This window comes from Verrucosispora sp. TAA-831, assembly GCF_050780145.1.
Classification (GTDB): domain Bacteria; phylum Actinomycetota; class Actinomycetes; order Mycobacteriales; family Micromonosporaceae; genus Micromonospora.
Genome location: NZ_CP192240.1, coordinates 834,381 through 848,072 on the forward strand (window position 1 = coordinate 834,381; position 13,692 = coordinate 848,072).

Annotated in this window: 13 protein-coding genes; 11 read left to right on the forward strand and 2 right to left on the reverse strand. The window is 70.4% G+C overall.

Annotated features, from left to right (window positions below; genetic code table 11):
• Positions 1-48: 48 nt before the first annotated feature.
• The 10 genes from ACQVFL_RS03930 to ACQVFL_RS03975 all read left to right on the forward strand — a co-directional run bounded on the left by ACQVFL_RS03930 (position 49) and on the right by ACQVFL_RS03975 (position 11,216).
• Positions 49-1,068 (forward strand): carbohydrate ABC transporter permease, encoded by a 1,020-nt coding sequence (locus tag ACQVFL_RS03930; protein ID WP_431728705.1) that lies wholly within the window; start codon positions 49-51, stop codon positions 1,066-1,068.
• A complete protein-coding gene (locus tag ACQVFL_RS03935) occupies positions 1,068-1,928 on the forward strand; it encodes a sugar ABC transporter permease (RefSeq protein ID WP_396692465.1) in 861 nt (286 codons plus the stop codon). Before ACQVFL_RS03930 ends, ACQVFL_RS03935 begins: the two co-directional genes overlap by 1 nt.
• A 50-nt stretch (positions 1,929-1,978) precedes the next feature.
• A complete protein-coding gene (locus tag ACQVFL_RS03940) occupies positions 1,979-2,320 on the forward strand; it encodes a hypothetical protein (protein ID WP_131051655.1) in 342 nt (113 codons plus the stop codon).
• Between the two features lie 275 nt (positions 2,321-2,595).
• On the forward strand, positions 2,596-3,660 hold the full coding sequence (locus tag ACQVFL_RS03945; RefSeq protein WP_431729766.1) for a BMP family lipoprotein: 1,065 nt from the start codon (positions 2,596-2,598) through the stop codon (positions 3,658-3,660).
• Positions 3,661-3,911: 251 nt separating this feature from the next.
• The gene (locus ACQVFL_RS03950) at positions 3,912-5,561 is read left to right on the forward strand and encodes an ABC transporter ATP-binding protein (protein WP_396692743.1); all 1,650 of its coding nucleotides are present in this window, start codon (positions 3,912-3,914) and stop codon (positions 5,559-5,561) included.
• Positions 5,562-5,717: 156 nt separating this feature from the next.
• Positions 5,718-7,043, forward strand: a complete 1,326-nt coding sequence (locus ACQVFL_RS03955; protein WP_431728706.1) for an ABC transporter permease — start codon at positions 5,718-5,720, stop codon at positions 7,041-7,043.
• Positions 7,044-7,046: 3 nt separating this feature from the next.
• On the forward strand, positions 7,047-8,327 hold the full coding sequence (locus ACQVFL_RS03960) for an ABC transporter permease (RefSeq protein ID WP_396692470.1): 1,281 nt from the start codon (positions 7,047-7,049) through the stop codon (positions 8,325-8,327).
• Between the two features lie 16 nt (positions 8,328-8,343).
• On the forward strand, positions 8,344-9,048 hold the full coding sequence (locus tag ACQVFL_RS03965; RefSeq protein ID WP_396692472.1) for a cytidine deaminase: 705 nt from the start codon (positions 8,344-8,346) through the stop codon (positions 9,046-9,048).
• A gap of 97 nt (positions 9,049-9,145) precedes the next feature.
• A complete protein-coding gene (locus ACQVFL_RS03970; RefSeq protein WP_431728707.1) occupies positions 9,146-10,426 on the forward strand; it encodes a thymidine phosphorylase in 1,281 nt (426 codons plus the stop codon).
• Between the two features lie 109 nt (positions 10,427-10,535).
• Positions 10,536-11,216: a DUF4272 domain-containing protein gene (locus tag ACQVFL_RS03975; protein ID WP_396692475.1), complete on the forward strand. Its 681-nt coding sequence runs from the start codon at positions 10,536-10,538 to the stop codon at positions 11,214-11,216.
• Here ACQVFL_RS03975 and ACQVFL_RS03980 read toward each other — a convergent pair.
• The gene (locus tag ACQVFL_RS03980) at positions 11,213-12,124 is read right to left on the reverse strand and encodes a putative RNA methyltransferase (protein WP_396692477.1); all 912 of its coding nucleotides are present in this window, start codon (positions 12,122-12,124) and stop codon (positions 11,213-11,215) included. The two genes, ACQVFL_RS03975 and ACQVFL_RS03980, sit on opposite strands and share 4 nt — an antisense overlap.
• Positions 12,125-12,198: 74 nt before the next feature.
• On the opposite strand from ACQVFL_RS03980, the gene ACQVFL_RS03985 reads away from it, so the two are divergent.
• The gene (locus ACQVFL_RS03985) at positions 12,199-13,278 is read left to right on the forward strand and encodes an adenosine deaminase (protein ID WP_396692479.1); all 1,080 of its coding nucleotides are present in this window, start codon (positions 12,199-12,201) and stop codon (positions 13,276-13,278) included.
• 15 nt (positions 13,279-13,293) lie between these two features.
• Here ACQVFL_RS03985 and ACQVFL_RS03990 read toward each other — a convergent pair whose 3' ends face one another.
• A complete protein-coding gene (locus ACQVFL_RS03990; RefSeq protein ID WP_396692481.1) occupies positions 13,294-13,635 on the reverse strand; it encodes a hypothetical protein in 342 nt (113 codons plus the stop codon).
• Positions 13,636-13,692 lie beyond the last annotated feature (57 nt).

The following is a 13,692-nucleotide window of genomic DNA, read 5'->3' on the forward strand; positions in this document are numbered from 1 at the left end:
TGGCCGTCGCGGTCGCGCGCCCTGCCGGACTTCTCCTCGGGAGCGCTGATGACCACCGTGACAGCCGACCCGGCGCCGTCGTCCACGACGCCGCCCGGCCGGTCCGCTCGAACGTCCCGGCTGCGCCGCAGTTGGGACAAGCACTGGTACGCCTGGGCGATGGTGCTGCCCGTCGTGATCGTCCTGGCGGTGCTGATCTTCTACCCGCTGTTCCGCGGGATCTGGCTGTCCTTCACCGATCTCACCGAGGCCAACCAGGTCGCCGAGATCTGCACCAAGTCGATCACCGGCAGCGAGGTCTGCCGGGACAACACCAACAAGTGGGAGTTCGTCGGCCTCGACAACTACGTCCGCGTCCTCACCGGCCAGGTCGGCGACTTCTGGCAGTGGACCGGCACCACGCTGATCTGGACGTTCGTCTGCGTGGCCTGCCACTTCGGCCTCGGTCTCGGCCTGGCCACCATGCTCAACCGGCCGATGTGGGGCCGCAGCATGTACCGGGTGCTGCTGGTGCTGCCCTGGGCGGTGCCCGCCTTCGTCAGCGCCTTCGCCTGGAAGTTCATCTTCAACGAACGCTTCGGCCTGGCCAACGCCCTGCTCTCGGCGGTCGGGATCGACCCGGTCTCCTGGTTCGCCGACCGGTGGACGGCGCTGCTGACCGCCATCGTCACCAACATCTGGCTCGGCGTGCCGTTCATGATGGTGGCGTTGCTCGGCGGGATGCAGACCATCCCGTCCGAGCTGTACGAGGCGGCCGAGATCGACGGTGCCACGCCGTGGCAGCGGTTCGTCAACATCACCCTGCCCGGCCTGCGTCCGGTCAGCATGACCGTGGTGCTGCTCGGCACCATCTGGACGTTCAACATGTTCCCGATCATCTTCCTGGTGACCGAGGGGCAGCCGGCGGGACAGAGCGAGATCCTGGTGACCGGTGCCTACCGGGCGGCGTTCGAGGGCATCCGCAACTACTCGCTCGCCTCCACGTACGGCGTACTGATCCTGTCGATCCTGCTGGTGTTCTCGGTGTTCTACCGGCGGGCCCTGCGCAAGCAAGGCGAGGTGTGGTGATGGCGCAGGCACGCAGACCCGCGCAGGCGCGCAGCCGCCGTTCTCCGGCGAGGTCGGTCCTGCTGCACGGCACGTTGATCCTGGCCTCGCTGATCGCGGTCGGCCCGATCGCCTGGGTGCTGCTGTCGTCGCTCAAGCCCGGGTACGCCATCCAGAGCAGCGAACTGACCCTGTTCCGGGACACCACGCTGGCCAACTACAGCTACGTGCTGACCAGCACCAACTTCCCCCGGTGGTTCCTCAACTCGGTGATCGTCGCGGCGTTCACCATGGGGATCGGCATCTTCCTGTCGGCCACCACCGGCTACGCGGTGTCCCGGTTCAACTTCCCGGGTCGCCGGCCGCTGATGATGGTCTTCCTGGTCACCCAGATGTTCCCGGTGGCGATCCTGATCGTGCCGATCTACACGATCATGGCGCGACTCGGGCTGATCAACACGATGCCCGCGTTGATCGTCGCGTACCTGACCATCGCGGTGCCGTTCTGCGCCTGGATGTTGAAGGGCTACTTCGACTCCATCCCGACCTCGCTGGACGAGGCGGCGGCGCTGGACGGGTGCGGGCCGTTCGCCACCTTCTGGCGGGTGGTGCTGCCGTTGGCCCGCCCGGCGGTGGCGGTCACCGCGTTCTACACCTTCCTCACCGCGTGGGGCGAGGTGGCGTACGCGTCGGCGTTCATCCAGACCGACAACAAGTTCACCCTGGCGTACGGCCTCCAGCAGTTCGTGCCGCAGTTCAACCCGCAGTGGGAGTACCTGACGGCCGCCGCCGTCCTGGTCACCGTCCCGGCCGGGCTGGTCTTCTTCTTCGCCCAGAAGCACCTCGTGTCCGGCCTGACCGCAGGCGGCACGAAGGGCTGACCGGAAGGCCCTCTACTACGAACCGTCGTTGATAGGGCAGGATGGGTCGGGTGGAAGCACTTCGACTCATCCTCCTCTACGGCCACCTGATCGGCTTCGCGCTGCTGCTCGGCGGTGCGATCGCCCAATACCTGACCGGCAAGATCCGGATCAACGCCGCGATGCTCTGGGGCGCGGTGATCCAGCTCGCCACCGGCATCGGACTCTCCGCCCCGCTGCGCGACGGCGACGAGCCGGCACCGGCGAAGCTTGTGACGAAGCTGGTGTTCGCGCTGCTGATCTTCGTAATGGTCTTCTTCTCCCGCAAGCGGGACGAGGTCAACCGTGGGCACTTCCTCGCCATCGTGGGATTGACCCTGGTCAACGCCGCTGTCGCGGTCTTCTGGCGGTGAGCGGCGAGCCTGTCGCTCACCTCTTGAAAAGGACATAGCGGACGCACCTTCGCCCATCTGTCGCCACCCTGAGTGATCTGCCCCACCGGAGCATTACGTACGGGTAACAGGCCTCCAACAGTCCTGCACGATTGTCGTTCGGCAGGTGGGCGCGGGCGTACGCTCTGCGTCCGTAACGTGGGATGCCGGCGGCACAGCGCAAGCCGGTTCAAGGGCAGCCACCGCAACCACGCGGTGTGCAGTGGGAAGGAGACGTCTTGCGCTCGGTGCGTGGGATGCGGATCGCCTCGGTCATCGCGGCGGGTGGGCTCGTACTGAGCGCCGCCGCCTGTGGCGAGGCCCCGGATGAGGACAACAACGCCGGTTCGGGCGGCGAGAAGTACGTCGCCTGTATGGTCACCGACGTCGGCGGCATCGACGACAAGTCGTTCAACGCCTCGGCCTGGAAGGGTCTCGAGGAAGCCAAGGCCGAGAACAGCAACGTCGACATCAAGTACGTCGCGTCCAAGGCCGAGGCGGACTACGAGCCGAACCTCACCCAGTACGTGAACCAGGACTGCGACTTCATCCTGGCCGTCGGTGGCCTGATGGGCGACGCCACCAAGAAGATCGCCGAGGCGAACCCGGACCAGCAGTTCGCGATCGTCGACGCCAACCCCGGGGTGGGCAACGTCTACCCGATGGAGTTCGACACCGCCCAGGCCGGCTTCCTCGCTGGATACGTCGCCGCCGGCATGAGCGAGAGCGGCAAGGTGGCCACCTACGGCGGCATGAAGATCCCGCCGGTGACCATCTTCATGGACGGCTTCGCCGACGGCGTCGCGCACTACAACCAGGCCAAGAGCGCCAACGTGCAGGCCCTGGGTTGGAACAAGGAGACCCAGAACGGGTCGTTCACCAACGACTTCATCAAGCAGGACGAGGGCAAGAAGGTCAGCGACGCGCTGGTCGCCCAGGGCGCGGACATCATCATGCCGGTCGCCGGCGGCGCCGGCCTCGGCACCACCGGTGCGGCCAAGGCCTCCGGCGGCAAGTACAACACCATCTGGGTGGACGTCGACGGCTGCGAGAGCACGCCGGACTGCTCGGCGATCATCACCACCGTGGTGAAGAACATCCCGGGCGCCGTCAAGGAGGCCGTGCTCAAGGCCGCCGGTGGCGAGAAGCTCAACGCCGAGGAGGGCTTCGTCGGCACGCTGGCCAACGACGGCGTCTCGATCGCCCCGTACCACGAGTTCGACAGCAAGGTCCCGGCCGAGCTCAAGGCCGAGGTCGACAAGCTGAAGGCGGACATCGCCGCCGGCACCGTCAAGGTCGAGTCGGCCGCCCAGCCGAAGTGACCCGGCACCGGTCGCCCCGGTGAGACGATCACCGGGGCGACCGGTACGCGGAGCCGAATCATGATCCGGCCGCTCCGGCGCGGGGAGACCCGTGCTCGGGGCGGCCGGTCCGTGCCCCCGGTCGGGTTCCGGCCGCACACCGTTCGCCAGCAGCTACGCTGCACCATCGCTTCGCACTCCAGGAGGTTGCGCTGAGACTCGAACTGCGCGGCATCACCAAGCGGTTCGGTGATCTGGTCGCCAACGACCACATCGACCTGACGGTGGAGCCTGGAGAGATCCACGCCCTGCTCGGCGAGAACGGCGCGGGCAAGTCGACCCTGATGAACGTCCTGTACGGGCTCTACCAGCCCGACGAGGGCGAGATCCTGGTCGACGGCACGCCGCTCAAGCTGCGCGGTCCCTCCGACGCGATCGCGGCCGGGATCGGCATGGTGCACCAGCACTTCATGCTCGTACCGGTCTTCACGGTCACCGAGAACATCATGCTCGGCGCGGAGCAGGTGCGCGGCGGCATCGCCGGATTCCTGGACCGGCGCCGGGCCCGCCGCGAGGTCGCCGAGGTCTCGGAGCGCTACAACCTGCGGGTCGACCCGGACGCGGTGATCGAGGACCTGCCGGTCGGCGTCCAGCAGCGGGTCGAGATCGTCAAGGCGCTGACCCGCGACGTCGACCTGCTCATCCTGGACGAGCCGACCGCGGTGCTCACCCCGCAGGAGACCGAGGAACTGCTCACCGTGATGCGGTCGCTCAAGGCCGCCGGCAAGTCCATCGTGTTCATCACCCACAAGCTCGGTGAGGTCAAGGCGATCGCCGACCGGATCACGGTGATCCGGCGCGGTAAGACGGTGGGCACCGCGTCGCCCGAGGCCAGCCGGGACGAGTTGGCCGCGCTGATGGTCGGTCGCAGCGTCCGGCTCACCGTGGAGAAGGCGCCGGCCACGCCGGGCGACCCGGTGCTGGAGATCTCCGGCCTGGTCGTCGACGACGACCGGCAGGTCCGCGCGGTGGACGGCGTCGACCTGACCGTACGCGCGGGCGAGGTGCTCGGCGTCGCGGGCGTGCAGGGCAACGGGCAGACCGAACTCATCGAGGCGGTCATGGGGTTGCGCACGGTGCTCGCCGGCACGATCAGCCTCGACGGCCAACGCGTCGACGGCTGGAGCACCAAGAAGGTGCTGCGCGCCGGGGTCGGCTACGTCCCCGAGGACCGCAGCGTCGACGGCCTGGTCAAGGAGTTCAGCGTCGCCGAGAACCTGGTGCTGGACATCTACGACCGGCCGCCGTTCGGCAGCGGACTGTCACTCAAGCCGGACGCGATCGCGAAGTCGGCACAGGAGCGGATCGACCAGTTCGACGTCCGGACCTCGTCGGCCCAGGCCCCGGTGGGTACGCTCTCCGGCGGCAACCAGCAGAAGGTGATCGTGGCGCGGGAGCTGTCCCGGCCGCTCAAACTCTTCATCGCCGCCCAGCCCACCCGGGGCGTGGACGTCGGCTCGATCGAGTTCATCCACAGCCAGGTCATCCGCGAGCGCGACGTGGGCACCGCCGTACTCGTGGTCTCCAGCGAACTCGACGAGGTGATCGGGCTGGCCGACCGGATCGCGGTGATGTACCGCGGCCGGATCATCGGCATCGTCGGCCCGGACACCCCGCGTGAGGAGATCGGTCTGCTGATGGCGGGCATCAGCCCCGACGCGACCGGCGGCTCCCCGGAGCGCACCGCAGCCGCCGACGGCACCGCCGTGGCGACCAGCGACCGGAACGAGGCGGCGGTGACCGACGCGGACTCGGCGACCGCCGACGGCACGACCGCGACCACCGACCGCGACGTCACGGCCACCACCGACGGCGTGGCCCCGGCCCCCGAGGGTCCCGGCAACGAGGACGAGAAGGCATGAGCGAGCCCAGCGAGCGAATCATCAGGCTCAGTGCGGTGGTGCCTCATGACGGTATGGAGCGAAGCGGAGTGCCGGCATGAGCGAGCCCAGCGAGCGAATCATCAGGCTCAGTGCGGTGGTGCCTCATGACGGTATGGAGCGAAGCGGAGTGCCGGCATGAGCGAGCCAATCCCACAGCCTGGCTCGCCGGACAAGGAACCGGCGAGCGAGGAGCAGGCCAACCGGACCGCGATCGGCGACACCGAGCGCGCCGAGACGGCCACCACCGGGCAGTCCCCGCAGGAGCGCCCCACCCTGGGCCGGCTGTTCCTGGAGAACCTGTGGGCGGCCAACACGTTCACCGTGACCCTGCTGTCGCTGGTGCTGGCGATGCTGGTCGGCGCCATCCTCATGATCATCTCTGATCCGGACGTGCTGGCCACCTACGCCTACTTCACCGCCCGCCCCGCCGACGCGCTGAACGCGAGTTGGACGCTGGTCAGCGAGGCGTACGCGAACCTGTTCAAGGGCAGCGTCTTCGACCCGGCCGCCACCACCGTCAACGCGGCGCTGAGCCCCATCTCGGAGACGCTCACCTACACCGCGCCGCTGGTCTTCACCGGCCTGTCGGTGGCGCTGGCCTTCCGGGGCGGCCTGTTCAACATCGGCGCCCAGGGCCAGGCCACCATGGGCGTGATCCTGGCCGCGCTGGCCGGGTTCCTGCTGCCGCTGCCGCCCGGCCTGCACCTGCTGGTCGCCGTGCTGGCCGGTGCGGTCGGCGGCGCGATCTGGGGTTTCGTCCCCGGCATCCTCAAGGCGCGGACCGGCGCCCACGAGGTGATCAACACGATCATGCTCAACTACATCGCGGTCTACTTCCTGACCTGGCTGATCGTGCAGAACGGCGTGCAGGACCCGAATCGCACCGACGCGATCAGCCGGCCGGTGGACGCCTCCGCCCAACTGCCGCGCCTGTTCGGCGACGGGCTGCGGGCGCACGCCGGGATCATCCTCGCCGTGCTGGCCACCCTGGCGGTCGCCTGGCTGCTCAACCGTTCCACGATCGGTTTCGAGCTGCGCGCGGTGGGCGCCAACCCGGACGCCGCCCGCACCGCCGGCATCAGCGTCACCCGGACGTACGTGCTGATCATGGTCTTCGCCGGGGCGCTGGCCGGGCTGGGCGGCTCGCAGATGGTGCTCGGCACCACCGCCGCCGCCCTGACCCCGCTGGTGGTCGCGCAGATCGGCTTCGACGGCATCCTGGTCGCCCTGCTCGGCCGGGTGAAACCGTGGGGGGTGGCGCTGGCCGCGCTGCTGTTCGGCGCGTTGCAGGCCGGCGGCAACCGGATGCAGTCGTACTCGGGGATCTCGCTGGAGTTGGTCACCGTGCTCCAGGCGCTGATCGTCATCTTCATCGCCGCGCCGGCCCTGGTGAAGGCGATCTTCCAGCTCCGGGCGGCCCGCGCCGCCCGGTTGCAGACGAGCCTCGCGAAGGGCTGGTGAGGCATGTCCACCACGGCCGTCCCCGACGTCGCGGTCGCGCAGGTCGACGAGGGCTTCTGGACCCGGACCCGCAAGGTGGGCCTGGTGCTGTCGGCCCTCGGCCTGCTGGCCACCGTGCTGTTCGGCGCGCTCGCCACGGGTGAGCAGGCCCGCTTCACGCTCAGCGAGGACTCCGCCGGGGCCGCGCTGGAGATCCACGGGACGGTCGGCGCGGTCCTCTTCGGACTGATCGCGCTGGCCACCGGGGCGGCGCTGCTGGTCGGCGTGCCGAAACGCTGGTTCGTCCCGCTGCTCGCCGTCGGACTGGTCGCCTTCGTGCTCTCCTTCCTCTGCTGGCAGGTCTCCGCCGCACCGACCGGGCAGAACTTCATGCCGCTGGTCAACATCGTGCGCGGCACGTTCCTGCTCGCCCTGCCGCTGATCTTCGGTGCCCTGGCCGGTGTGCTCTGCGAGCGTTCCGGTGTGGTCAACGTGGCCATCGAGGGGCAGTTGCTGATGGGCGCGTTCAGCGGCGCGCTGTTCGGCAGCATCAGCGGCAGCGTCTGGGTGGGGCTGGTCGCCGCCGCGATCGGCGGCGCGTTCATCTCGCTGCTGCTCGCCGTCTTCTGCATCCGCTACCTGGTCGACCAGGTGGTCATGGGCATCGTGCTGAACCTGCTCGCGGTCGGCATCACCGGCTTCCTCTACGAGCGGTTGATGCAGACCGACGCGGCGCGCTACAACAGCGCACCCCGGTTCAGCAACTGGGAGATCCCGCTGCTGTCCGACATCCCGGTCCTCGGGCCGGCGCTGTTCCGGTCCAGCATCTTCCTCTACCTCGCCCTGCTGCTGGTGCTCGTGATCCACATCGCGCTGTTCCGGACCCGGTGGGGTCTGCGGACCCGGTCGGTCGGCGAGCACCCGACGGCGGCGGACACCCTGGGCGTGAAGGTGCTGCGGGTGCGTTACCGCAACGTGCTGCTGGCCGGTGTGGTGGCCGGCATCGGTGGCGCGTCGTACACGCTGGCGCTCTACTCGTTCACCAAGAACATGATCGGCGGTAAGGGCTTCATCGCCCTGGCCGCACTGATCTTCGGACGGTGGAGCCCGACGGGGGCGCTGCTCGCGGCGCTCTTCTTCGGCTTCGCCGACCAGTTGGCCACCTACCTGGGCGCGATCAACAGCATCATCCCCGGCCAGTTCCTGGCCATGCTGCCGTACCTGGCGACGATCCTGGCCGTGGCCGGGCTGGTCGGCCGGGTCCGGGCACCCGCCGCCGACGGCAAGCCGTACATCAAGGGCTGATCCAGGGGAGCGCAGCATGGAGATCGACTGGGCGCGGTTGCGCGCCGCCGCCACCGAGGTCATGCGGCACGCGTACGTGCCGTACTCGAAGTTCCCGGTGGGCGCGGCGGCACTCGTCGACGACGGCCGGGTCGTGGTCGGTTGCAACGTCGAGAACGCCGCGTACGGGGTGGTGCTCTGCGCCGAGTGCGGCGTGGTCTCCTCGCTGCACGCCACCGGTGGCGGCCGGATCGTCGCACTGTCCTGCGTCGACGCCACCGGTGAGCCGCTGATGCCGTGCGGGCGCTGCCGGCAACTGCTCTGGGAACAGGGCGGGCCGGAGTGCCTGATCGAGTCCAAGGACGGCCCGCTGCGGATGGCGGAGCTGCTGCCGCACGCGTTCGACGTGGCCGACCTCGACGCGGTCACCCGGGAACGGCCGGTACCGGTGGTCCCCGACCGGCTGGCCGCCTGGCGGGGACGCGGCACCGTCTTCGTGCACCCCGACCTCTCCGCCGGCCAGCAGATCTGGACGGCCTACTGGGAACGGTCGGCCGGTGACGACGCGGGCGCCGAGACCGGGGTGCTGGAGGAGGCGCCGACCTGGGACGACCCGGCGGAGGCGATCACCTGGGGGTTGGCGCGCACGCCCCGGGTCGTGGTGGTGGACGCGTCGGGCACGATCTTCTGGGCCGGTGAGGGCGAGCCGCCGGTGGAGATTCCGGTGCGCTGGGGTGGTTGATGTTGGGGCCCCCGGCCCGACGTGCGTGCGGCTTGTGCGTCTGTTGCGGGATCGACCGGTGGGCGGGTGGTGACGTGTGGAGGGATGGGGTTCAGAGGTGAGTGTGTTCACTGCGGTTGACGTGATTCGGGCGAAGCGGGACGGGGGAGTGCTCTCCGACGCGCAGATCGACTGGGTGGTGGACGCGTACACCCGGGGGACGGTGGCCGACGAGCAGATGTCGGCGCTGGCCATGGCGATCCTGCTGAACGGGATGACCGGGCCGGAGATCGCCCGCTGGACGGCCGCGATGATCGCCAGCGGCGAGCGGCTGGACCTGTCGTCGGTGTCCCGGCCGACCGTGGACAAGCACTCGACCGGCGGCGTCGGAGACAAGATCACCCTCCCGCTCACTCCGCTGGTGGCCGCCTGCGGCGCGGCGGTGCCCCAGCTCTCCGGGCGCGGCCTCGGACACACCGGCGGCACGCTGGACAAACTGGAGTCGATCCCGGGCTGGCGGGCCGCGCTCAGCAACGAGGAGTTCACCGCCCAACTGCGCGATCTCGGCGCGGTGGTCTGCGCCGCCGGGTCGGGACTGGCCCCGGCCGACCGCAAGCTGTACGCGTTGCGCGACGTCACCGGCACGGTCGAGGCGATCCCGCTGATCGCCAGCTCGATCATGAGCAAGAAGATCGCCGAGGGCACCGGGGCGTTGGTGCTGGACGTGAAGGTCGGCTCCGGCGCGTTCATGAAGTCGGTCGACGACGCCCGTGAGCTGGCGCGGACCATGGTGGAGCTGGGCGGGGCGCACGGCGTCCGCACGGTCGCCCTGCTCACCGACATGTCGACGCCGCTCGGCCTGGCCATCGGCAACGGGATCGAGGTCACCGAGTCGGTCGACGTGCTGGCCGGCGGTGGCCCGGCCGACGTGGTGGAACTGACGCTGGCGCTGGCCCGGGAGATGCTCGACGCCGCCGGGCTGCCCGACGCCGATCCCGCCGCCGCGCTGCGCGACGGGCGGGCGATGGACGTGTGGCGGTCGATGATCCGGGCGCAGGGCGGAGACCTGGACGCGCCGATGCCCACCGCGCCCGAGGTCGAGGTGGTACGCGCCGAGACGGACGGCTACGTCGCGACCGTCGACGCGTACGCGATGGGGGTGGCCGCGTGGCGGCTCGGCGCCGGTCGGGCCCGCAAGGAGGACCCGGTCAGCGTGCCTGCCGGTGTGCTGCTGCACAAGCGGCCCGGCGACCCGGTCCGAGCCGGTGATCCCCTCTATGAGCTGCGGTCCGAGAGCCCGGAGAGGATTCCGGCGGCGTTGGCGGAGGCGGCTCGCGCGGTGACTCTCGCGGCCACCCCGCCGGCCGCGGTGTCGTTGGTGCTCGAACGGGTGGAGTGAGTCCACCCTGGTCGCGCCCCATGGTGCCGGGCCGGTCCGCCCGCTATCCTCGCAGGCCAGGGGGGACTACTCGGCGCCCGAGACATCACGACCAGACAGGGATGTTGCCGTGATCGTGCCTGCTCCCGACCCTCGCGAGGTGCGTGAAGCGAGCCTGGAGGAGCTGTCCCGGCTGCGGCTGCCACTGCCGCCGCCGCAGTTCCCGCTCGTGTGGGAACCCGGCGACGAGATCGAGTTGCGGCCCACCCCGGAGGTCGAGGCGCGGATCGCCGTCCTGCACCTGATCCAGGCACGGTGCTTCGGCATGCCCCCGCAGGCGGCGATGAGCTGGTTGCTGGCCTCGCACCTGCTGGAGATGGTCACTCCGCCGGAGTTCCAGTTCGTCTCCGGTGCCAAGGGCGACCACCGCTCGTTCGTGCTGCATCACGACGCGCTGTTCGCCCTGACCTGGGTACTCGGCCTGACCAAGCAGCTCGACCCCACGCTGCCGGTGGACGAGCGGCTGGTCGAGCGCCTGCCGAACATCGTCGAGGGGGAGACCTTCCGGCGCTGGCAGGCCCGCATCCTGACCGCGCCGCAGCATCCGGCCGACGCCGCCGCCCTGCTCGACCTGCACTACTGCCTGGACTGGGCGTACCTGGAGGTGAGCCGGGCCGGGCGGTTGTTGCCGGGGCTGGTCGACGCCAACGCCATCGGCCAGCGCCGCTGGGCGTTGGAGTGGGCGGTGATGCTGCGCGGGCCGTACCACGACGAGCCCCCCGGCTGGGAAGAGGTCGACCTCTCCACCTAGGACCCGAGGCGCGGGCGGTACACGCCGAGGCGGACCGCGACGGTCACCCGGACCGGCTCGCCGAGGGCGGCGATCCGGTCGGCCAGCCCGACCGGATCGGTGTGCCAGGCGCTCGGGCCCATCCCGACGAGCGTGGCGACCTCCGGACCGGTCAGGCTCAGCTCCTGCCGGTGCTCGGTCTGCGACACCTCGACGAAGTGCCCGCCGAGACCGGCGGCGACGCGGTCCGCCTTGGCCGGGTCGACCCGGAGCAGGTCGAGCGCGTCGACCAGCTCGGCGAGGTGGTCGACGACCGGCGTCACCACCAGCAGCCGCCCGGTCGGTGCGAGGACCCGGTGGAACTCCGCGCCGTTGCGGGGCGCGAAGACGTTCAGCAGCAGCGCGGTCGAGGCGTCCGCCAGCGGCAGGCGCTGCCAGGTGTCGGCGACCGCCGCGGTGATCCGGGGGTGCGCCCGGGCGGCCCGGCGCAGCGCGGGCTTGGCGACGTCCAGGGCGAGACCGACGGCCGCCGGCACCGCCGTCAGCACCGCGGCGAGGTGCCGACCGGTGCCCGCGCCCGCCTCCACCACCAGCGGGTACGCCCCGACGGCGTCGGTCGGGACACCCTGGTGCGGGCCATCCGGGCGAGAGCCGACGGTCTCGACGATCGTGGTGCCCGCGTCCGCCAGGGCGGCGGAGATCAGGTCGTAGTGGCCGGCGGCGAGGAAGTCCGCCCGTGCGGCGACCATCTCCGCGCTGTCCCCGCCGTGCGGGGCGCGACCGGCGAGCAGGTTGACGTACCCCTGTCGGGCGATGTCGAAGCTGTGCCGACGCGGACACGTCAGCGCGCGGGCGGCACCGGCGGACACCTCGGCCAGTGGCTCCGCGCAGACCGGGCAGCGCAGCCGCTCGACGACGCGAGTTTCCATCACCACAGCAGGTCGCAGGCCAGATCCACGCTCCCGAGCGTACCCAGCGGCCCGTTGCGCACTAGGGTCTGGTCATGGCCGCGAACATCGGGTATGAGGACATCGTCAAGGCACCGAAGGCGTTGCTGCACGACCACCTGGACGGCGGTCTGCGGCCCGCGACGATCGTCGAGCTGGCCGCCGAGGTCGGTCACGAGCTGCCCACCACCGATCCGGCGGCGCTGGGGGACTGGTTCGTGGCGGCGGCCGACTCGGGTTCGCTGGAGCGCTACCTGGAGACGTTCGCGCACACCGTGGCCGTGATGCAGACCGCTCCGGCCCTGCGGCGGGTGGCCCGGGAGTGCGCGCTGGACCTGGCCGCCGACGGGGTGGTCTACGCGGAGGTGCGCTTCGCCCCGGAGCAGCACCTGGAGCGCAACCTCAGCCTGGACGAGGTGGTCGAGGCGGTGCTGGCCGGGTTCGTCGAGGGCAGTGCGCTCGCCGCCGAGGTCGGTACGCCGATCCGGGTCGGCACGCTGCTCACCGCGATGCGGCACGCGGCGCGCTCGCAGGAGATCGCGGAGCTGGCGGTCCGGCACCGCGACCACGGGGTGGTGGGCTTCGACATCGCCGGTGCCGAGGCGGGTTTCCCGCCCACCCGGCACCTGGACGCCTTCGAGTACCTCCAGCGGGAGAACTTCCACTTCACGATCCACGCTGGCGAGGCGTTCGGGCTGCCGTCGATCTGGCAGGCGATCCAGTGGTGCGGGGCCGACCGGCTGGGCCACGGCGTACGCATCGTGGACGACATCACCGTCGGCGCGGAGCCGGTGCTCGGTCGACTGGCCGCGTACGTGCGGGACAAGCGCATCCCGTTGGAGCTCTGCCCGTCGTCCAACGTGCAGACCGGTGCTGCGGCGTCGATTGCCGAGCACCCCATCGGGCTGCTGCGTGACCTGCGGTTCCGGGTCACCGTGAACACCGACAACCGGCTGATGAGCGGCACTTCGGTGTCCCGGGAGATGGCGCTGCTCTGCGAGGCGTTCGGTTACGGCTGGCGCGAGGTGCAGTGGTTCACCATCAACGCGATGAAGAGTTCCTTCATCCCGTTCGACGAGCGGCTCCGGATCATCGACGAGGTCATCAAGCCCGCGTACGCCAAGCTGCTGGCCTGAGTCCGCGGCGTCGGTTCACCGGGCCGGTGGGTGACCGGGGCGGTGCAGACCGGCGACCTGACGCAGGATCTCCCGGGCGCGGGCGGCCTCCGCACCCAGCCCGGTCTGGCGGCGCAGCACCGCGGGCTCGGCCCGCAGCAGCGTCACGCCCCGGCGCAGCAGCACCCGGGGACCCTTGCGCTGTTCGGCGAGGTCGCGGGCCAGCCGCCGGAGGAAGGTCGCCCCGCGCGGTCGGCGCAGCGCGTACGCCCCGGCGAGCAGGCCCCGCGAGCGGCATTCCTCGACGATCTCCGCAGCGAAAATCCCTTCGGCCACGAAAAGTGGCGAACCGGCCAGCTCGAACGGCCGAGTGGCCACCCGCCGGTCCTCGTTGATGGCGTAGACGGGGACATCTGCCCGACCATGCCTCGCCAG